Here is a 26408-nt window from a genome sequence, read left to right on the forward strand (position 1 = left end):
AGAGCGCGTGAATGCGAGGAGGCGTGATCTGCCCTCAGCTCTTCGTCAGCGCGTCGCCCTTATGCACGGCACGTTTGTCCGTTTCGTCACTCTGGACTTCGTATTGCGGTTCGTCCTTCGAACACCGTCGCGTTCGGCCCATGAACTCGAAATCCTTAGTATGGACCTTCTTAACGGTGCCTTTCACGTGACCGCCTTCTGAGTTCCATGTCACTTTGTCGCCCACTGAAAACGTCGACACGCTGCACCCCAATCGGTTCCTGCAACCACTCTCGCTGACGACGGTCGGTTCCGCTCGGCATTGACTTTTGCGACAAAGCGGGCGTATGAATCGATGCTCTTTGTGGGATGCCCACAGCGGTGTGTTGATTCCGTACCTGAAGTGTCTAGTCTGACGGGGTGAATCTTCTCTGGCGCACCATCCTGCACTTCTGGGTCTCAAAGCGAGCACACCGTCGAGCCACAGACGGACTCCACCCCTACGATGTCTACTCGACGTCGTATCGAGTGCTGCCCACGGATATCGACATCCTTGGCCACATGAACAACGGACGGTATTTGTCTATCGCCGACCTCGGTCGATTCGACATGCTCGTGCGCAGTGGGCTCTGGCAAGAGATGAAGCGTGTCGGCTGGTATCCCGTGGTGCAGAGCCTCACGATCAGCTACCGCAAGTCGCTGCTGCCCTGGAAGAAGTTCGATGTCGAGAGTCGCTTCATTGGGTACGACGACCGGGCTGTCTACGTTGAGCAGCGTTTCGTCTTCGAGGGTGAAATCTACGCGCGCCTGCACATGAAGGGCCGGTTCCTCAAGCGCTCGGGTGGTTCCGTGTCGATCGAAGAGATCCAGGGCGTCGTCGGCGACGCTCCCCACGACGTGGAACTCGACGACTGGATCCACACCTGGGCGTCAGACGTTTCGCTGCCCTCTCCCAAGAGAGATGCTCCCAGCGAGTGGCACTCCGAGCGGCCCGTACACAGGCGCTAGCCGGATAGCCCGGCGGCGAGGCAGCAACCGCCGGACCCTGGCGTTCTCAGGCAAACGAGTGCACGTCCGAGTACAGGCCCGTCGCCTCTGCTTGTTGCGCCTGCCACCCGTCGGGCGGGCGAGTGGCGAGTAGCTGTGCTGCACGTTGGCGCAGGTCATCGATGAGCGCCTCGTCGACGATGTCCCTGACCAGTGTCGGTTCGGACTCGAAGACCATCCCTCCGGGAGTGATCAGGATCTCGACCCGACCGGGAGAACCGTCGTTGCGAGCGATCGGCACTTCGACCACGTCGCTGTGATTCTTCTCGGTGAGCGCGCGGGCCAAGTCAATGAGCGCCCGGGCGATCGCGTCACCGGTGACGAAGCTGGTGCCGGCGTAGTGGATTCGTTTCATCGAAAGTGTCCTTTCCGATAGCGGGTTGTGACGTTGGGGCTCACGCGTGTCCGCGTGTTCTCACAGCGTCAGGTAGTCGTCGGTGAATGCCTGTGTGGTGTCGCCACCAGCGGCGGCTGAGACCAGAGCGCCCCGGGACATGTGCCCGCGCAGGGAGGCAACGAGGACGTCGTCTTCGAGCTCGCGCCCGACATCCGGCTCGGGCTTCAGAACGAGTTCGCTGCTCGGGCCGAGAAGAAAAAGTGCCCGCCCCTCGCTTCCATCCGCTTTCCTGATGGGAATCTCAACGGAGGCAACTGTCCGATGCTGCATGAGGTGCACGGCGTACGCCGCGAGCGTGTCGGCGATGGCATCGCCGGTGGCAAACGACGCTCCCGCGTAGAAAACTCTCTTCATCGGTACTCCCGGGTCGTGCGCCTCAGAGGCGTGACGGTCCCGGGGTCTGGGGGAGATCAGGCATTCTGCCCGTATTAGGACGTCAGCATACGCCCCAATATTGGTACCGAGAAGAGGTTGATTTTGGCCCGAATTACGCGAAAATCACCCTAGATGACGAGCGTGCGCTGCACCACCTGTTCCGCCACGACCGACAACAACATCTGGTTCTTCCGGGCGTAGCCGCGCAGCTTCGCGAAGGCCTCGTCCGTCGACGAATTGTGCAGGAAGGCGAGAACGCCTTTGGCCTGTTCGATGATGATGCGGGAGTTCAGTGCTGACTGGAGTTGGGCGCGGATGGACTCGCTTTCACTCAACATGCGTTCATGGATAATGCCGATGGTCGCCACGTCTGCCAGGGCCTGGGCGGCACGCACATCGCCGTCGTTGAGCACTCCTTCCTCGAAGCGGAGAAGGTTGAGAGCGCCGACACGGGTTCCACGAACGCGCATCGGAACGGATAAGGCGCTACGGAAGCCCTGCTCACGGGCGCTGTTTTGAAAGAGCGTCCACCGTTCAGGGCTGTCGTCGATTTTTGCCACTGAGATGATGTCTCCCGTGGAGAAACTGTCGATGCAGGGGCCTTCGTGTGCGGCGAGTTGCATCAGTTCGACGATGCTCGATGCCTCGCTCGTCGAGGCGACGAGTTCGAGCTCATCGGCGGAATCGCCGATGAGCACCCCTGCCGACGACGCGTCGAGGAACGTCACGCAGTTGTCGACCAGAAGCTGGAGCACGCCGACGGCGTCGTAGTCAGCGACAAGCGATTCGGCGAGCGTCGCGAATGCCTCCACCAGGTTCGCTTGGTGTGTCAGGTCAGTCATCGTTCTGTCCTTCCGCTGTGGCATTCGAGATGGTGAAATCAACTTTCCGGGCAAGAACGTCTTCTGCGACCTCTTGCACCGAGCGCCCGGTTGAGAAGGCGTGTGCCTGGATGACCAGTCGGGCGTCCTCGGCGGCGATGTTCAATTGGGCAAGCACCATGCCGGTTGCCTGGTGAAGGGTTCGACGGAAGAACGGGCCGCTCGGCTCGGGAGGCTCGGGATGTTCGAGCGCCGTGAATGCCCGACGAAGAACCAGCCGACTCACGACCGCTGCCAACAACTTCGACCGCTGGGAGTCCGCCGCGCTGAGAACGAACGGTGCGGTGCAGTAAAGATCGATGGCGCCGAGCTTCAACGGTCCAACGACCATCGGGAACGCGAAGATCGCGCCGATCTCCTCCGACTGGATAGCCTCAGAGAACGCGGGCCACACGCGGGTCGGGTGCTGGCGAAGATCAGGCTCGAAGACCGGGGCCGCAGCGAGCATGGCGTCCCAGCACGGTCCCTCGCCGAGGTCAAACTGAAGTTCGTCGATCCGTGCAGCGCGTTTGTCGGTGGCAGACAGGGTTTCGGTGCCCAAAAAGTCGCCCAGTGTGGCCACCGACGCCCCGTTCACAGGAAGCACCTCAACGAACGGCGACGCGAAGTCAACGTCAGGCCCATCACTGCGCGCCAACGTCTCCAACACCCGGGTAAACGACTCAGGCATCTCGGCAACCTCCCAACGGGGTACGCCGGCACGACGAGCGCGCGAGCGTCATTAATCTCTTAGCCTTTCCACGTTACCCGTGTTGGTCGCCGGTGAGTAGCATCTGGTATTCTCTCGCGCCTGTCTAGCCAGTGAGACGAACACCAGCAACCCCTTTTCGATCGGTCACCCGAGACGTAGGGTGGGCCAACGACCGAGAGGAAATTTACATGTCTGACACCACTGGTGGAGTCGGCCCCGACTCGACAATCCCCGACCATGACACCGGCCTGGCCGCAGGTCACACCGGCGAACCATCGAGCTTTGAGCCGGAGGAAGACCCGGAGGCCGCGTCAGGCGACTCCAGCATCGAACCTGGCGACAAGCGAATCGAGAGTTGAGCATGACATACACCTTCTCCGGCTGGCTCTCTGAGCAGACCGAACGTGATGATGTTGTCGGCGAGCTGGCCCGCAGCGTCCGCAACGATGAGCAGTTCCCCGAGCACGGCGACAAGGCCATCTTCGACGGCTACTTCTCCGCCGAGAACACCGTCGGTGAAACCCGTGAGGCGTTCGAACGCGCCTGGGACGAATTCGACGGGCTCTCGGGCTAACGCATGCGCGTCGTTGTCGTCGGGGCGACCGGAAACATCGGCAGCGCCCTCCTGACCCGCCTGCATGCCGAACCCTCCGTCACCGACATCGTGGCGGTGGCACGCCGCATGCCCGTGGCATCCGCTTCTCCGTATAGCGGCGTCTCCTGGCACGCGCTGGATATCGGCGAATCGTCAGCACCGGCGCGTCTCGCCGGAATTTTTGCCGGAGCGGATGCTGTCGTCCACCTGGCCTGGGCACTCCAGCCCAATCACGATGAAGAGTTGCTCTGGCGCACGAACGTCGTCGGCACGAAAAACGTGCTCGCGGCCGTCGCCGCGGCACGGGTACCGCAGATCGCCTACCCCTCGTCGATTGCGGCGTACAGCCCGGGCCCCAAGACCCAGCGAGTGGACGAGAGCTGGCCGACCGGCGGGGTGCCGACATCGCACTACTCCCGGCACAAGGCGATCAACGAGCGGGCACTTGACCGGTTTGAGGAAGACAACCCGTCCATCGTCGTGACGCGATTTCGGCCGGGCTTCGTGTTCAGTCGAGACGCGTCATCGGAGATCACCGGCCTGTTCGCGTCGAAGCTGCTCGCGCTCGGCTGGCTGCGCTACCTCTCGACGCCCGTCGTGCCGCTGCCGCGGCAGATTGTCGCGCAGATCGTGCACTCCTCCGACGTGGCAGACGCGTTTTGGCGGGCGCTCGACCGGCGGGCGGCCGGGGCGTTCAACCTCGCGGCCGAGCCCGTGATCGACGGCAAGGCCGTTGCCTCGGTGCTCGACGCGACGTGGCTGCCGGTGCGGCTGAGGGTCGCGCGGTTCGCAGCGAAACTCAGCTGGAAGCTCCGGCTGCAAAACTCGGACCCCGGGTGGATCGACCTGGGGGCGTTCGTGCCGATCATGTCGACCGAGCGCGCGCGCCGTGAGCTCGGGTGGGAGCCGACCGTGTCGTCGACCGATGCCCTGGGCGAGATCCTGCGGGGTGCCGCCGAGGGGGCGCGGGTGGAGGCGTCGCCGCAGTTGCGGGGCCGGTAGGCGCCCTGCGCACCTGCCCGGCGCTACCCCGCGGCCGCATGCGCCCGACCCCGCGGGACCTCGGTTCGCGCGCTCGAATGCCGCTCAACCGCGGTATCAGCGACCCATACCGCGGTTCAGCGGCATTCGAAGGCGCCAACGGCGTCGGTGCGCCGCGCGCTACGAGTGCCCGGTCGCCGAGGTACCAGTTCTGGTGGGTGGAGGCCGGCCACACCCCCAACAACTGGCGCTTTCGCGACGGGGCCACGCGGCCTGACCGGAGAAGTACCAGTTCCGTTGGGTGGAGCCCGGCCACACTCCCAACAACTGGCGCTTTCGCGACGAGGCCCAGCGACGCTCGCCGCGTGCCTGCGGCGAAACCGTCACCCACCGTTGGCGGCGCGTTCACCTCGTGTTTTCCCGTGCTCGCTTGGCTGGGGAGCCCGCCGCTCGGCGGGCTCAACACACTCAGGGGAACAACTCACATGCATGCACCGAACACCGTGCGCCGGGGTCGAATCGTGACGTCCGTGGCATCCGCTGTGCTGATCGCGGGAATCAGCATCGCCTCTCCACTCGCCGCCGTCGCGGCGCCAGACGAGAACGGGGGAGCGGCACGCAACGACTCCGATCAGACCGAGGCGCTTCGCAACTCGATCGTCAACTCGGACGCGAAGAACGTCATCCTCCTCATCGGCGACGGCATGGGTGACAGCGAAATCACCCTGGCGCGCAACTACGCGAAGGGTGCCGCCGGCGAGTTCGCGGGCATCGACGCGCTGCCGCTGACCGGGCAGTACACGACCTATGCGCTCAACAAGGACGGCACTCCGAACTACGCGTCGGAGTCGGCATCGACCGCGTCAGGCTGGTCGACCGGAACCAAGACCTACAACGGGGCGCTCTCGGTCGACATCCGCGGCGAGGCGCAGGCGACGCTGCTCGAGCTCGCCAAGGCGAACGGACTGAAGACGGGCAACGTGTCGACGGCCGAGATCCAGGACGCAACGCCCGGCGCCGAGATTGCGCACGTGTCGGCGCGCTCGTGCTACGGCCCAACGGCCACCACGAAGACCTGCCCGGAGGCGGCGCTGGAGAACGGCGGGCTCGGCTCGATCTCCGAGCAGCTGCTCAACGTGCGACCCGACGTCACCCTCGGTGGTGGCTCGAAGACGTTCACGGAGACCGCGGTTGCCGGCCCGTGGGAGGGCCAGACCCTGTTCGAGCAGGCTGCCGACCGTGGCTTCCAGCTCGTGAACGACGCCGCATCGCTCGACGCCGTAACGGCAGCCGACGCCAGCGCGCCCGTGCTCGGACTCTTCACCCCGGGCAACTTCCCGACCCGCTGGGTGGGACCTGAGGCAACCGTCGGTGGCGGCGACCTGCCAGCCGTGTCGTGCACCGAGAACCCGGAGCGCCTCGACACTGGCCTCTCCCTCGGTTCGCTCACCAGCAAGGCCATCGACCTGCTCTCCTCGGACGAGCAGGGCTTCTTCCTCCAGGTGGAGGGGGCGAGCATCGACAAGCGCGACCACGCCGCAGACGCCTGCGGCCAGATCGGCGAGACCGTCGACCTCGATGAAGCCGTGCAAGAAGCACTCGAGTTCGCCAAGGCCGACGGCAACACCCTCGTTGTCGTCACCGCAGACCACGCGCACACGAGCCAGATCCTCGGCTCGACTCCTCCCGGCCTGAGCGCACACCTCGTCACCGAAGAGGGCCAGCCGATGATCGTCGGATACGGCACTGCCGAAGCCGGTGGCTCGCAGCAGCACACCGGTTCGCAGGTGCGCATCGCGGGCTACGGTCCCGGCGCCGCCAACGTTGTCGGCCTCACCGACCAGACCGACCTGTTCTTCACCTCGGCGAATTCGCTGTCGCTCAACCGCGACCTCAATTCCTTGAGCGCGGATGCCACTCTCTCGCTCTCCGCCCCCGCCGTGAAGCCCGGTGCAAAATTGACGGCCTCGGTGTCCGGTCTCGATGCCGACTGGCAGGTGCGTGGTTTGGTTGAGTCTGACCCGGTCGACCTGGGCCAGGTTGATGTTCTCGGTGGAGACGCGTCGTTCGCGGTTACAGCGCCGACCGAGTTGGGTGAACACATCGTGACGCTCACCGGAGCGCAGACCGGAACGGAACTCACCGCCACGTTCGTGGTGGCCGAGGACCCGGCCGCCGTGCCGGCGCCGTCGACACCGGCTGACCCCGCCGCGGGAGCGGCCGCGGGCGGCTCCGGATCGAACGGAACGGGCATCCTCAGCACGACGGGTGCGGTCGTCGGTCCGCTGGCCGCGCTCGCCGCTCTGCTGATGGCGGCGGGGACGCTGCTCGCCCTCCGTCACCGCCGGCGCCAGGCGCAGCTCGTCTAGCCCACCCTTGCCGGCGGGCAGCTCGTCTCGCCCGCTCATTGGCAGGAGCCGGCGGGCCGGCGAGTGCGCGTTCACATGACGCAAGACCGCGGTATGAGTGCCTTCATACCGCGGTTTTGCGGCATTCGAAGCACCATTCATGCTGAAAGTGCCAGTTGTGGCGGGTAGTGCGCGAGCGCACCCGCTACAACTGGCACTTTCGCGTCGGGGCCGACCGGAGGCCGCGACGTGTATGGCTAGAGCTGGCCCTGGATCTCGGTTCCCGCGGGAAGCGGCTCGAGTCGGGTGACCTCGATCGGGCGGGCGAGCTTGCCCTCGAGCGACGCGTTGAGGGCGGCTACGGCCTCACCCGCACCGTGGGTGTCGAGCAGCTCGGCTGACTCCCACTTCTCGATCATCATGATCGTGTTCTCGGGCGTCCGGTGAATTGCGTAGAGGATGCAGCCCGGCTCCTCGTGCACGGCGGCGATCGCCGGAAGAAGTGCTTCATGCACTGCATCGAACTGGCCGTCGGCGGGAACGAAGTGGGCGGTGACAACAATGGGGGAGCTCATGCTGACCGATGTTACCGCGTGCTGCATCGGTGGTCATCGGATGTCGAGCCGGATCTCGACCGCTTTCCGCCCGGACTGGGGACGTGCCGTGGTCCCACGGAGCCTCTACGTTCGATGGAAGCAACGTGAGGCTCCGCCATTCAGAGCGAGTCTCACTCCATAGGCGGCGCGCCCCGGGGTAACCAGCATCAATCAAAGAAGGCTCTGTGTGTAGAAATAGCGACATGTCCGCAACCTGGGCGAGCCAACTTGGCGAGATGGACAGCTGATGCGTCGGTCAATGATGAATCGAGTCGCCTTTGCTGCGCTGGTCATTGCTGCCGGATTCGGGCTGTACGGATGTACGTCAAGTTCCGAGGCATCGGAGTTCGAAATGATGCAAGCTGACGCAGAAGAAAGGGAGAGCGCAGAGAGCGACGTCCTCGAAGAGGGCCCGGTTGGGGAGTCGTGTGGCTCAAGCTGGAGCGAGAGTCGAGGATACTGCGATGGTGCTGATGCCGCAGATTCTGTGGCGCCCATGGCGGAAACTCAGCCCGGAGGCGGGATCGCCTGGAATGATGCGGCTGCTTATGCGGGCACGACCCAGCGGGTGTGCGGGCCACTTGCTGGCACCGGCAATTCGTCTGATGACGTCTTTGTGAACCTCGGTCGGGACTACCCGGACCCCGGGCGTTTTCAAATCGTGGTCTGGGACGTCGGCGCACTGGAGCCTATCCGAGGGGGAGTCACTGTGTGCACGGCAGGAGTGATCACGCTGTACAACGGTGTCGCTCAGATCGAGCTAGAGTCCCCAGAGTTGATCGAGATCTACGAGTAGACCGCTCGGTGAGCGGTCTCGTCACGGCCGTTGAGGCCCGAGTCGTTACGGAAGGACCGGAACCATGCCGTTCTCCACCGCATACCCGGCTTGGCTCAGCGCGGCGCGAGCGGCGTCGAGGTCGAGTTCCCGCGAACTGGCCACCGTCACGAGCGACACCTCACCGGGCTGAAGGTCGACGTCGACCGAATTCACACCCGGAATCCGCTCGAGCGCATTCATCACCGTGACGATGCACCGGGCCCGGGTCATGCCGGTTACTTCGAGCACCGTCGACTGGCGCCGCGGCGCACTCGACACCTTCGGCGCACCGATCACCGAGTCCGTGCGAAAAGTAGGCGCCGGGGCGCTGCACGCGCACCCGCCTGGGCTGCCGCATCCGCCGCTGGCACTCGCTCCACCGCCGTCGCCACAGGCGCCGCCGCAACCGTCACCGCCGCAGTCGCCGCCACCGCAGCATCCGCCCGCCGCGCCTCGAGCGGTCAGGCCGAGGTCGTTCTTCGGTCCCGTCGACATTTAGTCAGCCGACAGCGGCGCTGCAACGAGCGAGTAGCCGGCCTCTTCGATCGCGGCCGCAACGTGCGCCTTGTCGAGCGGAGCCTCGCTCAGCACGGTGACCGACGAGACGCCCTCCGGGTTGAGCTTGACGTCGACGCCGTTCACGCCGTAGATCTCGGCGAGCTCTTCGGTCACGCTCTTCACGCAGTGCCCGCAGGTCATGCCGGACACCGAGAGCTCGGTCACGACGGCGGTTGCCGCGGGCGAGCCGACGGCAGCGTGGCCGTGGCTCGAGTCGGCACCGTGTCCGCCGCACATGCATCCGCCGCCGCCGTGGCCGCAGCCACATCCGCCGGCGGCAGTGGGTGAATCGGTGCGGGCGGTCAGGCCGAGGTCAAGGTGAGCAGGCATGGGTTCTCCTAGGTACGTGAAAAATGAACAATCAGGAGCGAACGAGCCGCGCAATCGCAGCGGACGCCTCGCGAATCTTCTCGTCGGCGACGGGCCCGCCCTCGCGGGTGGCCTCGGCAACGCAGTGGCTGAGGTGATCGTCGAGCAGCTGCAGCGCAACCGTCTCGAGCGCCTTCGTGGCCGCAGACACCTGGGTGAGGATGTCGATGCAGTACACATCGTCCTCCACCATCCGCTGGATACCCCGCACCTGACCCTCGGCCCGGCGAAGTCGCTTCACCAGGTCGGCCTTGTTGTCGACATATCCGTGCATGGTTTCCTCCGTTGCTGCCCTCCCACCATACCCGGCAGGGGTATCGATGGCAATTGAGTGGGCCCCCTTGAAATGATACCCCCTAGGGGTATAGGTTTCACACCATGGACAAGCCTGAGAGAACGGATGCCACTGCGTCGCCTTCCACAGATCGGCACGCGCACCAGCACACTGCGAGCGGTGACCCGCACGCGGGTCACGCGGCGGTCGACCCGACCGATGGCCACGCGGGGCACGCGGCGGTCGACCCGACCGATGGCCACGCGGGGCACGCGGCGGTCGACCCGACCGATGGCCACGCGGGGCACGCGGGCATGGACCACGCTGCGATGCGCACCGACGACCATCGCGACCATGCGGGCATGGACCATGGCGCGATGGACCACAACGCGATGCATCACGGCGACCACGCGGGCATGGATCACGCCGCGATGAACCACGGCGGGCACGCGGGCCACGGCGACCACGTCGGCCAGTTCCGCCGCCTGTTCTGGATCATGCTCGCGCTCGCCGTGCCGGTCGTCGGCTTCAGCCACATGTTCGCCATGATCGTCGGCTACTCGCTGCCCGATGCCAGCTGGGTTCCCTGGATCTCACCGGTCCTTGGCACCGTGACGTACCTGTGGGGCGGCAAGCCGTTCCTCGTCGGAGCGGTCGACGAACTCAAAGCCCGGCAACCCGGAATGATGCTCCTCATCGGCCTCGCCATCACCGTGGCCTTCGTCGCGTCGTGGGGCGCGAGCACCGGCGTCCTCGACGCGCAACTCGACTTCTGGTGGGAGCTCGCCCTCCTCATCGTGATCATGCTGCTCGGGCACTGGATCGAGATGCGCTCCCTCGCCCAGACCTCCTCCGCGCTCGACTCGCTCGCCTCACTGATCCCCGACGAAGCCGAACGCGTCGATGGAGACACCGTCACGGTCGTGTCACCGGCGGAGCTGGCGGTCGGCGACCTGGTGATCGTGCGACCGGGTGGCCGCATCCCGGCCGATGGGCGCGTCGAGGAGGGCTCCGCCGACGTCGACGAGTCGCTCGTCACCGGTGAGTCGATGCCGGTTCGCCGAGAGGTGCGCGACCCGGTCGTGGCCGGAACAGTGGCCACCGATTCGGCACTGAGGGTTCGCATCACCGCAGTGGGCGACGATACGGCGCTCGCAGGCATCCGTCGACTGGTGTCAGACGCACAGAACTCGACCTCCCGCGCGCAACGCCTGGCCGATAAGGCTGCGGGCTGGCTGTTCTGGTACGCGCTCGCTGCCGCGGCGATCACCGCCGTGGTGTGGACACTGCTTGGCACACCCGACGACGCGATCATCCGCACGATCACGGTGCTCGTGATCGCCTGCCCGCACGCACTTGGGCTGGCCATTCCACTCGTGGTGTCGATCTCAACCGAGCGGGCGGCGCGTGCCGGTGTGCTGGTGAAGGACCGACTCGCGCTCGAGAGCATGCGCACCATTGACGCTGTGCTGTTCGACAAGACCGGCACGCTCACCCGGGGGGAGCCGGCCCTCGCCGAGACGGCCGTGGCGAACGGGTGGGACCCGGACGAGGTGCTGGCCCTCGCGGCAGCCGCCGAAAGCGACAGCGAACACCCGCTCGCGCGGGCTCTTGTTACTGCGGCGACGAGGAGCGGTCGCGCGCTGGAAACAGCATCCGCTTTCCGTTCCTCACCGGCCGAAGGCGTGGAGGCGACCGTCGACGGACGGCACGTGCAGGTCGGCGGACCGAACCTGCTCGAGCGTGCCGGTGCGGCACCGCTGCCTGCGGCCGAGGCGTGGGCCGGGCACGGGTCGACGATCCTGCACCTGCTTGTCGACGGCACGGTCGTCGGTGCGTTTGCGTTGCGCGACGAGATTCGGCCGGAGTCGCGTGAGGCCGTCGACTCGCTGCATGCGGTCGGCATTCAGGTGGTGATGATCACCGGTGACGCCGATGCGGTTGCGCAGGCGGTGGCCGGGGAGCTCGGCATCGACCGGGTGTTCGCCGGGGTCCGACCTGAGGACAAGTCCGCCAAGGTGGCCGAGCTGCAGCGGGAGGGGCGCCGGGTGGCGATGGTCGGCGACGGCGTCAACGACGCGCCCGCACTCGCGCAGGCGGACGTGGGGCTCGCGATCGGCGCGGGAACGGATGTCGCCATCGCCTCAGCCGGCGTCATCCTGGCGAGCGACGACCCGCGCGCCGTGCTGAGCGTGATCGAGCTGTCGCGGGCGAGCTACCGCAAGATGACGCAGAACCTCTGGTGGGCGGCCGGCTACAACCTGGTGTCGGTGCCGCTCGCCGCTGGCGTGCTGGCGCCCGTGGGGTTCGTTCTGCCGATGGCAGTTGGGGCACTGCTGATGAGCCTCTCGACCATCATCGTCGCACTCAACGCGCAGTTGCTGCGGCGGCTGGACCTGCGGCCTGGCGCGGTGTCGGCGCGCCCATTGGCGCGGGATGCTGTCAGCGCGAGATAAGGAAACCAGCGCCAGATAAGGATGTCGGTGCCGTTTTGATCCTTGTGTCACCGGTGTTTCCGTGTGCCGCGCCGACCGCGGACGTGCCGGACATCCATACACCGGAGCGATGTCGGTCCCAGCACCGGAGTGTCCGGGGTCAGCCCATCGTGCCCGTCGCCGGCTCGGGCCTCTTCCAGCCGTAGCGCAGGAGGACCGCTCCCCTCGGTGAGGCAGGTTCGGCGGCCAGGAGCTCGAGCGAGGCCGGTGGTCCATCATCGGGAAACAGGCGTTTGCCCGCTCCGACGACGATCGGGTACACCCACAAGTTCAAACAGTCGAACCAGCCCTCGGCGACGAGCGTTCGGGAGAAGTCGATGCTGCCGATGACGTGGATGTCCTGGTGTCGGTTCCGCAGCACCGACAGCTCGGCGGCGAGATCGGCACCGAGCAGGTGTGAGTCCCTCCAGTCGAGTCGCGGCTTCCCGCGCGACGCGACGTACTTCGGGATGGCGTCGAACTTGCGCGCGATGCCGGACTCGGGCCCGTCGACCTGGTTCGGCCAGTAGGCGGCGAAGATGTCATAGGTGCGACGGCCGAGCAGTAAGGCATCCATGGACTGGATCCCCTCGTCGATCTGCTCCCCGGTCGTCTCGTCGAGGAGCGGAGCCTGCCAGCCGCCAAACCGGAACCCGCCGGTGGTGTCCTCATCGGGGCCACCCGGCGCCTGTGCGACGCCATCGAGGGTCGTGAAGTGATCGATCTGAATACGCCCGGTCATGGTGGTCTCCGTTCTGCGACTGGGAACATGCTCCTCAGCCGTGGCGTGGGCGTCAAGGGCGCGAGGCGCAACGACCGAATATGACGGAGTGCGACGCTTCGGCTCCCCGCACGTTGGTCGTCGGTCGTAGGGTGAAAATGATCGAGGGGCGACCGGCGTCCCCGCTCAGCGAAAGGCGCGTTGTGCCCGAGAAGAAGAAGCTCATTCTCAATCTGTTCGAGATGAACTGCGTGAGCCACATCACCCACGGCCTCTGGACGCTCGACGGCAATCACCGTGACCGGTTCAACGACATCGAGTACTGGACCGAGCTCGCGCAGCTCGTCGAGTCGGGTGGCTTCGACTCGATCTTCCTGGCCGATGTCGTCGGTGCGTACGACGTGTTCCGCGACGGCATCGAGACGCCGCTCGTCGAGGGGCTGCAGATTCCCAACAACGACCCGCTTCTCGTCATCCCGGCGATGGCCGCGGTCACGAAGCACGTCGGTTTCGGCGTCACCTTCTCCACCACCTACGAGCCGCCGTTCGCCTTCGCGCGCCGCATGTCGACCCTCGACCACTTGACCAAGGGCCGGGTCGGCTGGAACATCGTCACCTCTTACCTGCCCAACGCCGCCCGCAACTTCGGCCTCGACGGCGAGATCCCGCACGACCGTCGCTACGAAATCGCCGACGAGTACCTCGACGTGCTTTACAAGCTCTGGGAAGGGTCGTGGGACGACGATGCCGTGGTCGCCGACCGTGCGCGCCGCGTCTACACCGACCCGTCCAAGGTGCGATTGATCAACCACGTCGGCGAGAACTTCCGGGTCGCCGGCCCGCATCTCAGCCAGCCGTCACGGCAGCGCACCCCGGTGCTGTTCCAGGCCACCGGCTCACCGGCCGGCGTCGCCTTCGCGGGTAAGCACGCCGAAGTGCTCTTCACCGGCGGGCGAACGGTGGCCGATTTCCAGCGCAACGTCGCCAGTGTGCGTGACGCCGCCGAAGCCAATGGCCGCTCGCGCAATGATGTGCGCTTTATCGTGCAGGCGGCGGTCATCGTCGGTCGAACGGATGCTGAAGCGCACGCCAAACAGGATCTCTACCGTCAGAACACCAGCATTGATGGAATCCTCGCGCACTCGAGCCTGCCGTTTGACCCGACGGCGTACCCGCCCGAGACCACGATCCGACAGATTCTGGAGGCGGAGGGGCTGCTCGACGAGCCGTTCGTAAAGTTCCTCTCGCTCGACACGACTGCCGGTGACTTCCTCGCCGAGCGGCGCGAAAGCTGGAATGACCGGTTCTCGGTGGTCGGCACGCCCGCCGTCGTGGCCGACGAGATCGAGAAGTGGCTCGATGAGGACGGCATCGACGGCATCAACTTGCGCCAGTACCACTCCTACGACACCGCGCGCGATTTCATCGAGCTTGTCGTGCCCGAGCTGCGCAAGCGCGGGCGGCTGCGCGAGGAGTACACGCCTGGCGAGACGCTCCGCGAGCGGCTGTTCGGGGCGGGCCCGCGGCTGCCCGAGCAGCACTTCGCCACGCGGTACCGCGGGGGAGCGAACCTCGACGCCGAGCTGGAGCCGGTGCCCGTCGCCTGACCGACACCCGGCCCATGGTGCACGCGGCACCCGGTGACCGTCGCCTGACCGACACGCGGCCCAAGGTGCGCGCGGTACCCGGCGTGCCGCGCGAACGCGGGCTGAAGTACCAGTTGTGACGGGTGCGGGCACCGCCGACCGACGAGAACTGGCACTTTCGTGGAGCGTACTGGGACCATGCGGGTGCGAACACGGGCCGAAGTGCCAGTTGTGACGGGTGCGGGCACCGCCGACCCACGAGAACTGGCACTTTCTTGGAGTGTTGTGGGAACGCGACGGGCACTTCTGCGAGGCCGCGACGAGGGCAGGGAGCCCATCTTTCCACGGGTTTGGATCGGGCTCTATCCCTGTCGTCCCGCGCCTGTCAAGCGCCGCCTGCGCCACTGCCCGATATGGCTATGGTGAGGTCATGAGCACTCCTGCCCGTCGCGCTCTCACCGCCGTCGCCCTTGTTGTGACGCTCGGCCTCACCGGGTGCGCATCCAGCTTCCCCGCAGACCCTGACGGAACCCTCGACCGTGTTACCGGCGGCGCCCTGAGGGTGGGAATTTCGCCGAACGGCGACTGGACCGATATGACCGACGGTGGCGAAGCATCCGGAATCGAAGTCTCCCTCGTCGAAGACTTCGCCGAGGGCATCGACGCCGAGATCGAATGGATCGAGGGCGGCGAGGAGAAACTCTTCACCGACCTCGCAGCCGGGCGACTCGACATGGTCATCGGCGGGCTCACCGACACCACGCCGTGGACGGACAAGGCCGCGATCACCCAGCCGTTCGACCAGGTGATGACCGCCGACGGGAAGACGGTCAAGCACGTCATGGCCGCCGCGATGGGGGAGAACGCGTTCCTCGTCGAGTTGGAGCAGTTCCTGCTCACACAGGAGAGTGCACCGTGACGATCAGTTTTGGCCACACGCCGCTTCCCGAGAAGCAGAAGGACATCCTCAAGAAAGCCATCCGGCTCGAGTGGATCACGATCGGCTTCCTCGTCATCACCGTCACTCTCGTGTTTCTCGTGCTCGGCAACTCGCAGGCCATGAAGGCCGCGTGGATCGAGGACCTGCTCTCCTTCATTCCGCCGCTCGTCTTCCTCGTGGCCGTGCGCATTGCCCGGCGCACGCCCAACCCGAAGCACCCATACGGCTATCACCGCTCGGTCGGCGTCGGCCACCTCGTCGCCGCCGTTGCGCTCGTGACGATGGGCACGTTCCTCATCATCGACTCCAGTTCGGGGCTGCTCGCGGCCGAGCATCCCAGCATCGGCTCGGTGCACCTGTTCGGCCAAGTGTTCTGGCTCGGCTGGCTGATGATGGGAGTGATGGCGCTCATCGCGTTGCCGCCGGTCTTCATCGGGCGCGCCAAGATGAAGCTCGCCCGCGAGCTGCACGACAAGGTGCTCTATGCCGACGCCGACATGAATAAGGCCGACTGGATGACCGCGGTCGGCTCGATCGTCGGAGTCGGCGGCATCGGCCTTGGGCTCTGGTGGGCTGACGCCGCCGCAGCGCTTTTCATCGCCGGCAGCATTCTCTGGGACGGCATCAAGAACACCCGCGCGGCCATCGAAGACCTCATGGACATGCGCGCGATGACCTTCGACGACGCCAAGCCGCACCCGATTGTCCACCAGGTCGACGACTATCTCCGCTCGCTGGACTGGATAGCGGATGCTGGTTCACGCGTTCGTGACCAGGGTCACGTTTTTCACATCGAAGCGTTTGTCGTTCCCCGGCAGCCTCGAGAGATTTCAGTGGCTCAGCTGGATGAGGCACGCCAGGCCTGCGTCGACCTGGACTGGAAGGTGCAGGACATCGTGCTCGTCCCGGTGACGGAACTTCCCGACGTTGTGACCCAGCGGCGTACGCCGAGCTCTCGCTAGACCGCGGGTTCAGGCGCGGGTCGCGCGGCCGTTGCCGGCGGCTCCGGCACAATTTCGAGTCCGGCCACCGAGTTCGATGAGCGAACCAGGGCCTGGATCCAGGCCGAGTTGATCAGCGGGCTCTTGCCGCCGTAGTACTGGAAGGTCAGAGAGATCGCCGAGTGGATCCAAATGGTGGTGCGACCCAGTCCGTTGGACTTCTCGCTCCAGGTGAAAGCAAAGGACTCACCACGCCGCAGCTTCGCCATCATGACGATCTGGAGGTGGGCGAGGATTCGATCGTCGATCGATGCTGTCACTTTTGAGTCGTAAGTGAGCGTTCCCACTGAGTAAACCTCCGTCATACACATGAAAGCCCCTCCGGCAAACACCGAACGGACCTATCGATTCTAGGGGAGCGCCCCGCCGTCGGCGGTACGCGGCACGGGCTGAACGGCAGGTTGACAGCAACCGGTCAGACGAGAACGACCGTGACCCGGTCCTTGCCTGCATTCTTCGACTGGTACATCGCCGCGTCGGCAAGGCCGAGCATGCCGTCTGTCGTCACCGAGGGGTTCGCTTCTGGGACGAGGAGGGCGACGCCGATGGACGCCGACACCGGATACTCGTCGGGCACATCAACGAGCGGCTCCTTCACGGCCGCGAGGATTCTGTCGGCGACGTGACTGACGGCATCCGCATCGCTGTCTTCGCAAATGACGACGAACTCGTCCCCACCGTATCGACCGATCGTATCTGCGCTGCGTACCGAGGCCCGCAGACGGTCGGCCACCTGCTGGAGGACAGAGTCCCCGACCGCGTGGCCGCAGCTGTCGTTGACGACCTTGAAACCGTCGAGGTCGAGGAAGATCACAGCAAGCGGACGGCCGCTGCGTTCGGCAGCCGCAATTGCCTGGTCGAGTCGAGCCTGGAGCAACTGGCGGTTGGCGAGCCCGGTCAGCAGGTCGTGCAGCGCCATCCGTGCGAGCTGAGACTGCAGCCGAATGCGCGCGAGCACATGCGACGCCTGCTGGGTCAGGGTGGCCAAGAGCTCGAGCAGCGCGGGGTCGAAGTCGCGTTTGCGGCGGAAGAACGACGAGATAACGCCGACGGCCTTGCCCTTGTCGGTGAGCGGCGAGGCGATGCAGGCTTCGAGTTGGTTGGCCCGGTACACCGGTGCCAGCTTCGGGAACTCCTTCTCTGCCTCTTCCAGGCTGCCGACGATGACGACGTCGTTGCGGTCAACGGCCCGCGTGGATGGAGTGTCCCAGCCCGCCTGGATGTACTCGAGCAGCGGGTGAGTACCCGTCGCCAGTTGGAGAACACCGTGGTCGTCGTAGAGCAGGATGGCCGTGAAGCTTGCCGCAAAGGCCTCGCGAACGCTTTCGGCGAGGGCCGCGGTGAGCGCTGCTTCCGTGTCGGCCAGGGTGAAAGCGGTCGACGCGCGCTGGAGGATACCGACCTGTGCTTCGGAGATTTCGGCGGCGCGGCGGGCCGCGAGAAGCTCCTGCTCGTAATCCGTGCGCTCGGTGGAGTCAAAGAGTGCAATGCGCACTTCTCCCGACACACCCGACTGCACGCCATTGACGAGGGTCGGGAGCGTGCTGTCGTCGGCGCAGCGCAGCTTGAGTGCGATCTCATCAACACGTTTGCGCAGATGGAGCACGGGAAGAAACCGGGTCTCGTGGAACAACTGGCTGCCCACGGTAAGGAGCGACTGGAAATTCCGACCGATGAGGTCGGAACGGGAGTAGCCGACCATGCGTGTGAACGTTTCGTTGACCGACGTGATCGTGCCGTCGAACGAGGTCACGACGTACCCGCAGGGTGCGTTCTCGTAGAGGTCGACATAGTCTGACGGAGGATCCACCGGTACGGGGTCCGCGTGACCGTCGTCGGTCACCGCGGTCATCGGAGGAACGCCTGGATTTCAGCGGTCAGCTCATCGGGAGCCGACAGGTTGGGGCAGTGCCCCGTGGCGTCGAGCACGACGAGCGTGCTGTTCGGAATCGACTCGTGCACGTACTGCCCCACCGGGAGCGGGGCGATGACATCTTCCTTGCACTGCACAACCAACGTCGGAGTGGTGACGAGCGGAAGATCCCGGCGGTTGTCGGACAAGAACGTCACCCGCGCAAAGTGGCGAGCGATGGTCGGGTCTGTGCTGCAGAAACTCGCGGTGAGCGACTCCCCGAGCTGCGGCTGCGTGGGGTTGCCCATAATGACCGGCGCCATGGCTTCGGACCAGCCGAGGTAGTTCGCATCGAGCGCGTCGAGCAGGGAATCGATGTCGTCCTGCTCAAAGCCGCCGGTGTAGGCATCCGTGTTGACGTATCGAGGTGACGGGCCAACGAGCACGAGCGCTCCAAAGCGCCCCGGCTGCCGCGTGGCGGCCAGAACGCCCATCATGGCGCTCACCGAGTGTCCGACGAACACGACATCGGTGAGGTCGAGGTCGTCGAGGATCTCGAGGATGTCATCGGCGTAGCCGTGCAGGGAATCGTACTTGCCCCTGTCGTACGCGTCGAGGTCGCTGGCTCCGGCCCCGACATGGTCGAACGTGACGACGAGGTAGTCCTCCTCGAAACGGGGGGCAACAAGGTGCCACATTTCCGAGCTGCAGCCGAAACCGTGGGCGAAGACCAGGGGGCGTCCAGCGGGGTTTCCCGACACGGTGACGTTGTTCCTCTGGCGGACGGCGCTCAATTGGCCTGTACTCACTGCGACTCCTGCTGATAACGACCGAATGGCCGCGCAATGTCGGCTCTTGACAGAGTAGTGGAGTAGATGAAAGTGAGCAAAGCAGCATGTCGCCCCGTTGCTTCCGAAGTGCAGGAAACTGGGCCGTCGCACGGGTGCTTCAGGCGGTCGGCGGATTATACGCACAAACCACCCTCGGACGGGAGGATAGAATTTTTTCTTTCGCGCGATGCACCATGAACCATGCTCTTTTGCTCCGCATCGCCGACAGTTCACCGAATGTTCTCATCGGTGACACTAAGGAGATCGTCGTGAACATTGAGGCTGAGCTGGTTGGCGCTGTCGAGCGCCACGAGATCGAGGCCTACTTCCAGCCTCAAATCGATGTAGCCACCGGAACAATCATCGGTGTGGAAGCCCTCGCACGGTGGCGGCACCCGGTCGAAGGGCTCATTGCTCCCAACGACTTCATTCCCGTTGCCGAAAGCACCGGCCTGATCCACGAGATCGGTGCTTTCATGCTGGAAGAAGGATGCCGGAACGCGGCCCGGTGGCATCGAGACGGCCTGGCGGTTCACGTGTCGGTGAATGTGTCGGCGCTCCAGCTGGCGACGCCCGACGTGTTTGACACGCTTCACCGGCTCATGGCCGAGTATAAATTGCCCGCAGGAACGCTGACGATCGAGATCACGGAGTCCCAGGTCATTTCCGACCTGGCCGGTGTTGCTGAGCGACTCGAGCGGTTACGAGCCATCGGCCTCGGCGTGTCCCTCGACGACTTTGGCACCGGGCATTCTTCGCTGTCGCAACTGCGCGACCTACCGATCACCGAGCTCAAGATCGACAAGTCCCTCATTCAGCAGAACGAGACCAACGGAGCTCTCATCTCGGTTGCTGTCGCGCTGCTTCAGGAGCGCGGGGTGCGGGTCGTTGCTGAGGGCGTGGAAACACTCGAGCAGCTTGAGCTCGTGCAGAGGATCCGTGCGGATCGAGCCCAGGGCTACCTTTTCGGTAAGCCGTTGCCCGTCGACGAACTCGACGGGGTCCTGACGGGAACGAAGTGATGACGCTCCCGCCAGGATGCGGAAAGCCGTTACAGTCCGCTGAAGGAATCGTCCTCGATCGTCACCGGGTGTTCGCCAGCGTCGGCTCCCGAGTCGGTGTCGCCGCCGACGTCGATCTGGGTCCAGGAGACGGGCATGCCGGGCGAGAAGAGAATGTCGAGGCCGGGTCCGCCACGTAGCGGTGGGATGGTGACGTACCCTCCGCCGGCTTTGATCGCCTCGAGGATCTGTCCTCGAAGTTCGGTCACCGGGTCTGGGAGAAAGTAGTCGCGTCCGTCAACGGTCAGCCTGTGAACAATCACGTATGAATTCCTGTCTGTGCATGGCGGGCCGGGGCTCCCGCGTTCTCAATAACGTTAGCGTCTGCACGTTTGCCGACCGGACATCCGGGCGGGGCTTGCGCATTTTCTCTGCCGTGGTAGAGCGGGTGCTCAGCTGCGGACGAGTCCCGGCTGTGGAGCAGGTGGCGCACCTGGGATGAGACCGAGCGCTGCGAGCCGCTCGTCCGGGCCTTCCTGAACTTCGGCGTAGCAATACCATGAGGGACCTTCCGGTCCGACGAACTCGAATCGAGCCGTCGACCCGGTGGCGTACGGCGCGTCGCGAACGACGACGATCCTGCAGCTAACATCGGCGGTGTGGGTCGCCGTCGAGATCGTGACGAGGATGCCCGGCAGGATCAGGGCGATCACCCCGATGATGACGAGGAACCGCATCGGCTTGAGCATGCGCTGCGACGGCAACGGTCGGCCGTCGCTGGGCTCGTATCCGTCGAGTTCGGGGTAGTTACTCGTCACTCTGCCATTTTCGCATCGTCGGGCGTTCCCATCGTCACTGCCGGGCAGCTTGCCAGCCGATGGCCGGGCCGATGTGGGTGGCGATTGACTCGAGCAGCCGGGTGTTGTACTCGACGCCCAACTGGTTCGGCACTGTGACGAGGACCGTGTCGGCCGCCTGCACGGCCGCATCGTTCGCCAGGTCTGCCGCAATGGCATCCGGTTCACCGATATAGCTCTTACCGAAGCGTGCGAGTCCGCCGTCAAGGTAGCCGACCTGGTCTTCACGGTCGCGCGCTGAGCCGCCGAAGTAGGCGCGGTCGGCGTCACTGACGAGGGGCAGGATGCTTCGGCTGACCGACACGCGCGGCTCACGCTGCCAGCCCGCACGCTTCCACGCAGCGCGGTAGAGCTCGATCTGCTCAGCCTGCAGGTCACCGAATGGCACACCGGTGTCTTCGGTGAGCAGGGTCGAGCTCATGAGGTTCATGCCCTGCTCAGCGGTCCACTCGGCGGTCTTGCGGGTTCCGGAGCCCCACCAGATGCGGTCGCTGAGCCCGGGGGACTGCGGCTGGATGGCGAGGGCGCCCGTGGTTCCGGTCATCTGCGGGTTGGCCTCGGCAACGGCCGCTCCCTCGATGGCCGCGCGGAACAGTTCGGTGTGGGCGCGAGCGAGGTCGGCGTCAGTGGTGCCTTCCTCAGGCACGAACCCGAACGACTCGGACCCGCGAAGGGCGGTTTCGGGTGACCCGCGGCTCACGCCGAGCTGCAGCCGGCCGCCACTGATGAGGTCGGTGGCTGCGGCTTCCTCGGCCATGTACAACGGGTTTTCGTACCGCATGTCAATGACACCCGTGCCGATCTCGATTCGGCTGGTTCGGGCGGCGATGGCGGCAAGCAGAGGGAACGGTGACGCCAGCTGGCGGGCGAAGTGATGCACGCGGAAGTAGGCGCCGTCGATGCCGAGCTCCTCAGCGGCGACCGCGAGGTCGATCGACTGCAGCAGGGCGTCGCGGGCCGTGCGGGTCTCCGAACCGGGGATCGGTTGCCAGTGGCCGAAGGAGAGGAATCCGATGCGGGTCATGTCGAAGTCCAGCGCATCGGTGGCGGAAAGTATTCCGCCGCGCTCAGGCCAGCGGCTCGGCGATATCTGACCGGCGGCGGGCATGGGCGGCTGCCGAGCGCACGGCACCCGCGCTCGCCACCACGACAAGGGCGATGGCGATCCAGCCGACAAGGGTCAGCTGCTGGTGCAGCACGACGGCGCCGACGATCGCCGCCATCGCCGGGGCGAGGCTCATCAGGATGGAGAACGCCGACGCGGGTAGCCGCCGCAGCGCAAACAGCTCAAGGGCGTAGGGGATCGCCGACGACAGCACCGCGACCGCGGCGCCGAGCGCGAGAATGCCGGGGGAGAAGAGGGCGGGGCCGGCGCCGGCGATGCCGAACGGCAGGGTGACGATGGCACCGAGCGTCATGGCGATGGCGAGTCCGTCGAGCTTGGGAAACCGTGCCCCGGTACGCGCTGACAGCAGGATGTACGCCACCCAGCCGGCTCCGGCGCCAGCGGCGAACAGCACACCGATCGGGTCGAGTGACTCCACGCCGCCCCAGCCGAGCACCGCTACACCCACGAACGCGAGCAACGCCCAGAGCCAGCTCGACGCACGCCGGCTGACCATGACCGAGAGGATGAGCGGGCCGAGCACCTCGATGGTCACGGTGGGCCCCAGCGGCAGCCGAGCGAGCGCCTCGTAGAACAGGGCATTCATGCCGGCCAGCGCAGCGGCGAAACCGCCCACCGTGAGCCAGTCCGCGTGGCTGTAGCCCCGCAGCCGCGGTCGCGCGATCGCCATCAGCAGGATCGCCGAGAACGCCAGTCGCAGAGCGACCATGCCGAGCGCCCCCACCGTCGGGAACAGCAGCACCGCGAAGGATGCCCCGAACTCCTGGCAGAGCAACCCGACCAGAACGAGGCCGACCGCCGATATCGACGCGCCCGATGCAGGGCGGGGCGCGGCCAAGGTCATGATGTCGAGCGTACGGCTCGGCGGTCGCCGACCGTGAATTGAGGCGAGCGGATGCGTCCCCGCACCGCTCTCGCGCCCGCTATTTTTCCGGCGTTGTCCGTCGTGATCGTCGGTGAAGCACCAGGCCCAGAACGAGTGCGCCGACCACGAGCAGAACGAGCGGGCTCGACCACCAGCCGCGGTCCTCGGCGGACAGAACTCCGGCGAGGGGCAGGTGATACGCGACGCGGCCGATGACCTGGTCCGCTGAGATGCGGTACTCGGGCGTGACCTCGTCGCCCGTGATGACAATGTCGGTGGCGCTCGGCGCGGTGGGCTGCTCCACGGCAATCACCGTGCGGGTGAGTGACGGAGCGCCGCCCGGCGGCCGGAAGGTGATGATGTCGCCGGGCTGCAACTGGCTGACGTCCACGGGTTCGCTGACGACGAGGTCGCCTTGCGAGATCTCCGGCTCCAGGGCGTCGGTGCGCATGGGCTGGGTCGCTGCTCCGAGCAGGTATGGGGCAAGACCGGCCACGCCGATGAGCACCGTCAGAACGAAGAGAGTGGCCCAGGCAACGCTCTTGCCGAGCAGCGCGCCAAACGGCGGCCGGTCGTTTGCGTCGGAACTGTAGAGGGACGACATAACTCATTCCATGAAGTTGAATGGAAATTCTGACGCATGTGCCAGCATCCGTCGACTTTCCCGTGAATCCCCCAGCGAATTTCGTGCTTTCCCACCGTCGAGGTGGTGGGCTCCCACAAAAGATGACGCGTCGGATGCGGGGCATACGCCCGCCTCGGAACGTCACGGGATGCGCCCACGCACTAGACGACATCCGCCCGGGGGCATATCGTCGCGGTAACCGCGAAGGTCAGCTGGGATCGAACGGAGAAGTGATGACCGGGAAGAGTGTGCTCACCGACGCCGAGTTGGCCGAGATCGAACGCGCCAATGACTCGGGTCGCATGCCCGTCGTCTTTGTGCACGGGTTGTGGTTGTTGTCGTCGAGCTGGGATCGCTGGCGTGCGCTGTTCGAGGAGGCCGGCTACGCGACTCTCGCGCCGATTTGGCCCGACGACCCCGACACCGTCGAGGCGGCTCGGCAGGACCCCGGTGTGTTCGCGAACAAGATGGTGCGCCAGGTCACCGACCACTTCCTCGATGCCATCGGCAACCTGACCGCGAAGCCCGCGGTGATCGGGCACTCCTTCGGTGGGCTCATCGCCCAGGAGATCGCCGGCACCGGCGAGGCCGCGGTGACCGTTGCGGTCTCGCCCGCTCCCTTTCGCGGGGTCCTGCCGTTGCCGTTGTCATCGCTCAAGGCGGCGCTGCCGGTGCTCGGGAACCCCGCGAACGCGGGCCGGGCGGTCTCGCTCACCTACGAGCAGTTTCGATATGGCTGGGTCAATGCGCTCGACGAGGAGGAGGGCCGGGCGCTGTTCGAGGAGTTCCACGTTGCGGCGGCCGGGATCCCGATCTTCGAGGCCGCTACCGCCAACCTCAACCCGTTTAGCCAGGTCACCGTCGACACCGAGAATCCCGACCGCGGGCCGTTGCTCATCATCTCGGGGCAGAAGGACCACACGGTGCCGTGGGCCATCGCGCAGGCCGCGTTCAAGCTGCAGCAGGCGAACCCCGCGCTCACCGAGATTGTCGAGCTGCCGAACCGCGGGCACTCGTTGACCATCGACTCCGGCTGGCGGGAGGTCGCCGAGCTGTCACTCGACTTCGTGCGGCGACACGGCTGAGGTCCGCGGCTCAACGCTCGCCGCTCGGGCTAGGCTCGAGAGTTCGAGAACAGGAGTCGCCACATGGGGCACCGCACGACGCCCCGGGCGTCCACTCTGGGTGGAGCTATGCTCGCGCTCGCCGCTCTTCTCGCCCTGGCCGTGTCGATGCTGTGGCCGACCGACGGTGGCGCCACCGCCCCGTCCCCGCTACCGAGCGCCTCATCGTCCGCGGAGCCCGGGAGTGAGGCGACAACCGGCGCCGACGCATCCGCTCCCTCACTGGATCCCGCGATCGGCACCGCGACCGACCTGCTGGCAACCCTCGCGACGAAGGGGCGGGCGCCGAAGACGGGGTACGACCGCACCGGACACTTTGGCCGTGCCTGGATCGACATCGACGCCAACGGCTGTGACACCCGCAACGACATCCTGGCGCGTGACCTCACCGACATCACCCGCGACGACACCTGCCGGGTGCTCACCGGGCACCTCGACAACGTCTACGGCGGCATCGACGTCGCGTTCACCCGCGGCCAGGAGACCTCAACGGCCGTGCAGATCGACCACGTTGTCGCCCTGATGAACGCGTGGGAGACCGGTGCGCAGCAGCTGAGCCAGGCTGAGCGGGAGGCGTTGGCGAACGATCCGCTCAATCTTCAAGCAACGGATGCCTCCAGCAACGCCCGCAAACAGGCCGGCGATGCAGCCACGTGGCTGCCACCTGCGAAGGGGTATCGGTGTGAGTATGTCGCGCGGCAGGTGTCGGTGAAGGCGGCGTACGGGCTCTGGGTGACGGCGGCGGAGCGGTCGGCGATGGAGGGCGTTCTGGTCGGCTGCCCGGGCCAGCCCGCGTACGCGTCGGCGCTCGTGCCGTAGGGGCGGCCACGGTCTCAGCGTAACGAACTTGCGCCCACATCCTCGCGCTCGCACTCCGGCGCAAGGAACTCGCGCCCAGGCACGGACGCAGTTGCTCGGCGCTTCCGTGCCTGGGCGCGATTTCCTTACCCGGTGGTGAGGTCCGCGAGCCCGCCTACCCGGCGGTGAACGAGGGGGCGGGAGTGCGACGCACTCGCCGCGCGGCGCGGGCACGGCTGATCGCGAGGAGAACGCTGAGGAGCAGGGCGCCGATCAAGCCACCCGCCGTGTTCGCCACGAGGTCAGTGACGTCGCCGAGTCGCCCGGCGGCGAGGACCACTTGCCCGAACTCGATGCCGACCGAGACCAGGAAACACAGCACGGGGGAGAGCCAGCGCAGGCCGGGGCGCAGCAGCACCGCGAGCACGAAGCCCACAGGGACGAAAAGCGCGATGTTCGCGGCGAACTCGACCGCGCCGTAGCGGAGAAACTCTGGTCCGCCCGACGCCTGCGCCTGGGCCAGCCAGGCACGCAGGGTGTCGGCGATGCCCGCGTCGATCGGGGTGGGCCAGAATGCGATGACGAGTACGGCGAGCCCGCCGAGCGCAAGGAACCAGGCCGCGATGCGGCGATGGCGCTCTGTCACCATGCTGCGCCTCCCTGACTGGCCCCTGTTTGGGCGCGATGTGCACCCGACGAG

Annotated in this window: 32 protein-coding genes; 13 read left to right on the forward strand and 19 right to left on the reverse strand. The window is 66.0% G+C overall.

Annotation, left to right across the window (positions count from 1 at the left end; translation table 11 throughout):
- Positions 1-34 precede the first annotated feature (34 nt).
- A complete protein-coding gene (locus tag L1277_RS15810; protein ID WP_308215097.1) occupies positions 35-451 on the reverse strand; it encodes a DUF2945 domain-containing protein in 417 nt (138 codons plus the stop codon).
- Here L1277_RS15810 and L1277_RS11280 point away from each other — a divergent pair.
- Positions 400-987: a thioesterase family protein gene (locus tag L1277_RS11280; protein WP_253376484.1), complete on the forward strand. Its 588-nt coding sequence runs from the start codon at positions 400-402 to the stop codon at positions 985-987. The genes L1277_RS15810 and L1277_RS11280 overlap by 52 nt on opposite strands.
- Positions 988-1033: 46 nt before the next feature.
- Here the strand turns inward: L1277_RS11280 and L1277_RS11285 are convergent, their stop codons facing one another.
- The 4 genes from L1277_RS11285 to L1277_RS11300 all read right to left on the reverse strand — a co-directional run bounded on the left by L1277_RS11285 (position 1034) and on the right by L1277_RS11300 (position 3349).
- Positions 1034-1381 (reverse strand): hypothetical protein, encoded by a 348-nt coding sequence (locus L1277_RS11285; protein WP_253376485.1) that lies wholly within the window; start codon positions 1379-1381, stop codon positions 1034-1036.
- A 60-nt stretch (positions 1382-1441) separates the two neighbouring features.
- Entirely contained in the window at positions 1442-1777 is a 336-nt protein-coding gene (locus L1277_RS11290) for a hypothetical protein (RefSeq protein ID WP_253376486.1), read from the reverse strand.
- Positions 1778-1926: 149 nt separating this feature from the next.
- Positions 1927-2640, reverse strand: a complete 714-nt coding sequence (locus tag L1277_RS11295; RefSeq protein ID WP_253376487.1) for a GAF and ANTAR domain-containing protein — start codon at positions 2638-2640, stop codon at positions 1927-1929.
- Positions 2633-3349 (reverse strand): GAF and ANTAR domain-containing protein, encoded by a 717-nt coding sequence (locus L1277_RS11300; protein ID WP_253376488.1) that lies wholly within the window; start codon positions 3347-3349, stop codon positions 2633-2635. Before L1277_RS11300 ends, L1277_RS11295 begins: the two co-directional genes overlap by 8 nt.
- A 209-nt stretch (positions 3350-3558) precedes the next feature.
- On the opposite strand from L1277_RS11300, the gene L1277_RS11305 reads away from it, so the two are divergent.
- From L1277_RS11305 to phoA, 4 genes are all read left to right on the forward strand, one after another.
- Positions 3559-3729, forward strand: a complete 171-nt coding sequence (locus tag L1277_RS11305) for a hypothetical protein (RefSeq protein WP_253376489.1) — start codon at positions 3559-3561, stop codon at positions 3727-3729.
- 2 nt (positions 3730-3731) lie between these two features.
- Positions 3732-3944 carry a YozE family protein gene (locus tag L1277_RS11310; protein WP_253376490.1) on the forward strand — a complete coding sequence of 71 codons (213 nt, stop codon included), beginning with the start codon at positions 3732-3734 and terminating at the stop codon, positions 3942-3944.
- 3 nt (positions 3945-3947) lie between these two features.
- Positions 3948-4967 (forward strand): NAD-dependent epimerase/dehydratase family protein, encoded by a 1020-nt coding sequence (locus tag L1277_RS11315; protein WP_253376491.1) that lies wholly within the window; start codon positions 3948-3950, stop codon positions 4965-4967.
- A 464-nt stretch (positions 4968-5431) separates the two neighbouring features.
- Entirely contained in the window at positions 5432-7315 is a 1884-nt protein-coding gene (gene phoA, locus L1277_RS11320) for an alkaline phosphatase (RefSeq protein ID WP_253376492.1), read from the forward strand.
- A gap of 236 nt (positions 7316-7551) precedes the next feature.
- Here phoA and L1277_RS11325 read toward each other — a convergent pair whose 3' ends face one another.
- Positions 7552-7869, reverse strand: coding sequence for a putative quinol monooxygenase (locus L1277_RS11325; protein ID WP_253376493.1), 318 nt, complete (start codon positions 7867-7869; stop codon positions 7552-7554).
- Between the two features lie 517 nt (positions 7870-8386).
- On the opposite strand from L1277_RS11325, the gene L1277_RS11330 reads away from it, so the two are divergent.
- Positions 8387-8686, forward strand: coding sequence for a hypothetical protein (locus L1277_RS11330; protein WP_253376494.1), 300 nt, complete (start codon positions 8387-8389; stop codon positions 8684-8686).
- Positions 8687-8731: 45 nt separating this feature from the next.
- Here L1277_RS11330 and L1277_RS11335 read toward each other — a convergent pair whose 3' ends face one another.
- Genes L1277_RS11335 through L1277_RS11345 form a run of 3 tightly spaced genes read right to left on the reverse strand, consistent with a single transcriptional unit; the run spans position 8732 to position 9908 of the window.
- The gene (locus tag L1277_RS11335) at positions 8732-9202 is read right to left on the reverse strand and encodes a heavy-metal-associated domain-containing protein (RefSeq protein ID WP_253376495.1); all 471 of its coding nucleotides are present in this window, start codon (positions 9200-9202) and stop codon (positions 8732-8734) included.
- Positions 9203-9595 (reverse strand): heavy-metal-associated domain-containing protein, encoded by a 393-nt coding sequence (locus L1277_RS11340; RefSeq protein ID WP_253376496.1) that lies wholly within the window; start codon positions 9593-9595, stop codon positions 9203-9205. It lies immediately after the preceding gene.
- A gap of 31 nt (positions 9596-9626) precedes the next feature.
- Positions 9627-9908 carry a metal-sensitive transcriptional regulator gene (locus tag L1277_RS11345; RefSeq protein ID WP_121659949.1) on the reverse strand — a complete coding sequence of 94 codons (282 nt, stop codon included), beginning with the start codon at positions 9906-9908 and terminating at the stop codon, positions 9627-9629.
- Positions 9909-10012: 104 nt separating this feature from the next.
- Here L1277_RS11345 and L1277_RS11350 point away from each other — a divergent pair, with 104 nt between their 5' ends.
- Positions 10013-12364 (forward strand): heavy metal translocating P-type ATPase, encoded by a 2352-nt coding sequence (locus tag L1277_RS11350; RefSeq protein ID WP_374110223.1) that lies wholly within the window; start codon positions 10013-10015, stop codon positions 12362-12364.
- 139 nt (positions 12365-12503) lie between these two features.
- On the opposite strand, the gene L1277_RS11355 is transcribed toward L1277_RS11350, so the two are convergent.
- A complete protein-coding gene (locus L1277_RS11355; protein ID WP_253376497.1) occupies positions 12504-13124 on the reverse strand; it encodes a dihydrofolate reductase family protein in 621 nt (206 codons plus the stop codon).
- Positions 13125-13306: 182 nt separating this feature from the next.
- Here L1277_RS11355 and L1277_RS11360 point away from each other — a divergent pair, with 182 nt between their 5' ends.
- The 3 genes from L1277_RS11360 to L1277_RS11370 all read left to right on the forward strand — a co-directional run bounded on the left by L1277_RS11360 (position 13307) and on the right by L1277_RS11370 (position 16591).
- Entirely contained in the window at positions 13307-14710 is a 1404-nt protein-coding gene (locus L1277_RS11360) for an LLM class flavin-dependent oxidoreductase (RefSeq protein ID WP_253376498.1), read from the forward strand.
- Between the two features lie 409 nt (positions 14711-15119).
- A complete protein-coding gene (locus L1277_RS11365; RefSeq protein ID WP_253376499.1) occupies positions 15120-15608 on the forward strand; it encodes a transporter substrate-binding domain-containing protein in 489 nt (162 codons plus the stop codon).
- Positions 15605-16591, forward strand: a complete 987-nt coding sequence (locus tag L1277_RS11370) for a cation transporter (RefSeq protein WP_253376500.1) — start codon at positions 15605-15607, stop codon at positions 16589-16591. Before L1277_RS11365 ends, L1277_RS11370 begins: the two co-directional genes overlap by 4 nt.
- Here the strand turns inward: L1277_RS11370 and L1277_RS11375 are convergent.
- The 3 genes from L1277_RS11375 to L1277_RS11385 all read right to left on the reverse strand — a co-directional run bounded on the left by L1277_RS11375 (position 16588) and on the right by L1277_RS11385 (position 19291).
- Complete coding sequence (locus tag L1277_RS11375) at positions 16588-16917, reverse strand: ATP-dependent DNA ligase (RefSeq protein ID WP_253376501.1); 330 nt, start codon at positions 16915-16917, stop codon at positions 16588-16590. The genes L1277_RS11370 and L1277_RS11375 overlap by 4 nt on opposite strands.
- Before the next feature lie 128 nt (positions 16918-17045).
- Positions 17046-18482 (reverse strand): diguanylate cyclase, encoded by a 1437-nt coding sequence (locus L1277_RS11380; RefSeq protein ID WP_253376502.1) that lies wholly within the window; start codon positions 18480-18482, stop codon positions 17046-17048.
- On the reverse strand, positions 18479-19291 hold the full coding sequence (locus L1277_RS11385; protein WP_253376503.1) for an alpha/beta fold hydrolase: 813 nt from the start codon (positions 19289-19291) through the stop codon (positions 18479-18481). The genes L1277_RS11380 and L1277_RS11385 overlap by 4 nt, the downstream gene beginning before the upstream one ends.
- 215 nt (positions 19292-19506) lie before the next feature.
- Between L1277_RS11385 and L1277_RS11390 the strand changes: the two genes are divergently transcribed.
- A complete protein-coding gene (locus L1277_RS11390) occupies positions 19507-20334 on the forward strand; it encodes an EAL domain-containing protein (RefSeq protein WP_253376504.1) in 828 nt (275 codons plus the stop codon).
- A gap of 29 nt (positions 20335-20363) precedes the next feature.
- Here L1277_RS11390 and L1277_RS11395 read toward each other — a convergent pair whose 3' ends face one another.
- The 5 genes from L1277_RS11395 to L1277_RS11415 all read right to left on the reverse strand — a co-directional run bounded on the left by L1277_RS11395 (position 20364) and on the right by L1277_RS11415 (position 23765).
- Positions 20364-20636: a hypothetical protein gene (locus L1277_RS11395; protein WP_253376505.1), complete on the reverse strand. Its 273-nt coding sequence runs from the start codon at positions 20634-20636 to the stop codon at positions 20364-20366.
- Positions 20637-20765: 129 nt separating this feature from the next.
- Entirely contained in the window at positions 20766-21131 is a 366-nt protein-coding gene (locus L1277_RS11400; RefSeq protein WP_253376506.1) for a hypothetical protein, read from the reverse strand.
- A 34-nt stretch (positions 21132-21165) separates the two neighbouring features.
- Positions 21166-22194 carry an LLM class flavin-dependent oxidoreductase gene (locus tag L1277_RS11405; protein WP_253376507.1) on the reverse strand — a complete coding sequence of 343 codons (1029 nt, stop codon included), beginning with the start codon at positions 22192-22194 and terminating at the stop codon, positions 21166-21168.
- Positions 22195-22237: 43 nt separating this feature from the next.
- The gene (locus L1277_RS11410) at positions 22238-23140 is read right to left on the reverse strand and encodes a DMT family transporter (protein WP_253376508.1); all 903 of its coding nucleotides are present in this window, start codon (positions 23138-23140) and stop codon (positions 22238-22240) included.
- Positions 23141-23219: 79 nt separating this feature from the next.
- A complete protein-coding gene (locus tag L1277_RS11415; RefSeq protein WP_253376509.1) occupies positions 23220-23765 on the reverse strand; it encodes a hypothetical protein in 546 nt (181 codons plus the stop codon).
- A gap of 254 nt (positions 23766-24019) precedes the next feature.
- Here L1277_RS11415 and L1277_RS11420 point away from each other — a divergent pair, with 254 nt between their 5' ends.
- Together L1277_RS11420 and L1277_RS11425 are read left to right on the forward strand one after the other, a co-directional pair.
- Positions 24020-24871: a carboxylesterase gene (locus tag L1277_RS11420; RefSeq protein ID WP_253376510.1), complete on the forward strand. Its 852-nt coding sequence runs from the start codon at positions 24020-24022 to the stop codon at positions 24869-24871.
- Positions 24872-24934: 63 nt separating this feature from the next.
- Positions 24935-25729, forward strand: coding sequence for an HNH endonuclease family protein (locus L1277_RS11425; RefSeq protein ID WP_253376511.1), 795 nt, complete (start codon positions 24935-24937; stop codon positions 25727-25729).
- 154 nt (positions 25730-25883) lie between these two features.
- Here L1277_RS11425 and L1277_RS11430 read toward each other — a convergent pair whose 3' ends face one another.
- Positions 25884-26357, reverse strand: a complete 474-nt coding sequence (locus L1277_RS11430; RefSeq protein ID WP_253376512.1) for a VanZ family protein — start codon at positions 26355-26357, stop codon at positions 25884-25886.
- Positions 26358-26408 lie beyond the last annotated feature (51 nt).

This window comes from Okibacterium sp. HSC-33S16 (assembly GCF_024171565.1).
In the GTDB taxonomy this organism is placed as follows: Bacteria; Actinomycetota; Actinomycetes; order Actinomycetales; family Microbacteriaceae; genus Mycetocola_A.

Bases quoted from the DNA above. Each gene is read 5' to 3' on its own strand.
- L1277_RS11410 (WP_253376508.1), bottom strand. From the start codon at position 23,140: ATGACCTTGGCCGCGCCCCGCCCTGCATCGGGCGCGTCGATATCGGCG.
- L1277_RS11315 (WP_253376491.1), top strand. From the start codon at position 3,948: ATGCGCGTCGTTGTCGTCGGGGCGACCGGAAACATCGGCAGCGCCCTC.
- L1277_RS11330 (WP_253376494.1), top strand. From the start codon at position 8,387: ATGGCGGAAACTCAGCCCGGAGGCGGGATCGCCTGGAATGATGCGGCT.
- L1277_RS11350 (WP_374110223.1), top strand. From the start codon at position 10,013: ATGGACAAGCCTGAGAGAACGGATGCCACTGCGTCGCCTTCCACAGAT.
- L1277_RS11420 (WP_253376510.1), top strand. From the start codon at position 24,020: ATGACCGGGAAGAGTGTGCTCACCGACGCCGAGTTGGCCGAGATCGAA.
- L1277_RS11380 (WP_253376502.1), bottom strand. From the start codon at position 18,482: ATGACCGCGGTGACCGACGACGGTCACGCGGACCCCGTACCGGTGGAT.
- L1277_RS11355 (WP_253376497.1), bottom strand. From the start codon at position 13,124: ATGACCGGGCGTATTCAGATCGATCACTTCACGACCCTCGATGGCGTC.
- L1277_RS11335 (WP_253376495.1), bottom strand. From the start codon at position 9,202: ATGTCGACGGGACCGAAGAACGACCTCGGCCTGACCGCTCGAGGCGCG.
- L1277_RS11300 (WP_253376488.1), bottom strand. From the start codon at position 3,349: ATGCCTGAGTCGTTTACCCGGGTGTTGGAGACGTTGGCGCGCAGTGAT.
- L1277_RS11310 (WP_253376490.1), top strand. From the start codon at position 3,732: ATGACATACACCTTCTCCGGCTGGCTCTCTGAGCAGACCGAACGTGAT.
- L1277_RS11285 (WP_253376485.1), bottom strand. From the start codon at position 1,381: ATGAAACGAATCCACTACGCCGGCACCAGCTTCGTCACCGGTGACGCG.
- L1277_RS11430 (WP_253376512.1), bottom strand. From the start codon at position 26,357: ATGGTGACAGAGCGCCATCGCCGCATCGCGGCCTGGTTCCTTGCGCTC.
- L1277_RS11295 (WP_253376487.1), bottom strand. From the start codon at position 2,640: ATGACTGACCTGACACACCAAGCGAACCTGGTGGAGGCATTCGCGACG.
- L1277_RS11290 (WP_253376486.1), bottom strand. From the start codon at position 1,777: ATGAAGAGAGTTTTCTACGCGGGAGCGTCGTTTGCCACCGGCGATGCC.
- L1277_RS11365 (WP_253376499.1), top strand. From the start codon at position 15,120: ATGAGCACTCCTGCCCGTCGCGCTCTCACCGCCGTCGCCCTTGTTGTG.
- L1277_RS11325 (WP_253376493.1), bottom strand. From the start codon at position 7,869: ATGAGCTCCCCCATTGTTGTCACCGCCCACTTCGTTCCCGCCGACGGC.
- L1277_RS11340 (WP_253376496.1), bottom strand. From the start codon at position 9,595: ATGCCTGCTCACCTTGACCTCGGCCTGACCGCCCGCACCGATTCACCC.
- phoA (WP_253376492.1), top strand. From the start codon at position 5,432: ATGCATGCACCGAACACCGTGCGCCGGGGTCGAATCGTGACGTCCGTG.
- L1277_RS11425 (WP_253376511.1), top strand. From the start codon at position 24,935: ATGGGGCACCGCACGACGCCCCGGGCGTCCACTCTGGGTGGAGCTATG.
- L1277_RS11415 (WP_253376509.1), bottom strand. From the start codon at position 23,765: ATGTCGTCCCTCTACAGTTCCGACGCAAACGACCGGCCGCCGTTTGGC.
- L1277_RS11345 (WP_121659949.1), bottom strand. From the start codon at position 9,908: ATGCACGGATATGTCGACAACAAGGCCGACCTGGTGAAGCGACTTCGC.
- L1277_RS11390 (WP_253376504.1), top strand. From the start codon at position 19,507: ATGAACCATGCTCTTTTGCTCCGCATCGCCGACAGTTCACCGAATGTT.
- L1277_RS11305 (WP_253376489.1), top strand. From the start codon at position 3,559: ATGTCTGACACCACTGGTGGAGTCGGCCCCGACTCGACAATCCCCGAC.
- L1277_RS11405 (WP_253376507.1), bottom strand. From the start codon at position 22,194: ATGACCCGCATCGGATTCCTCTCCTTCGGCCACTGGCAACCGATCCCC.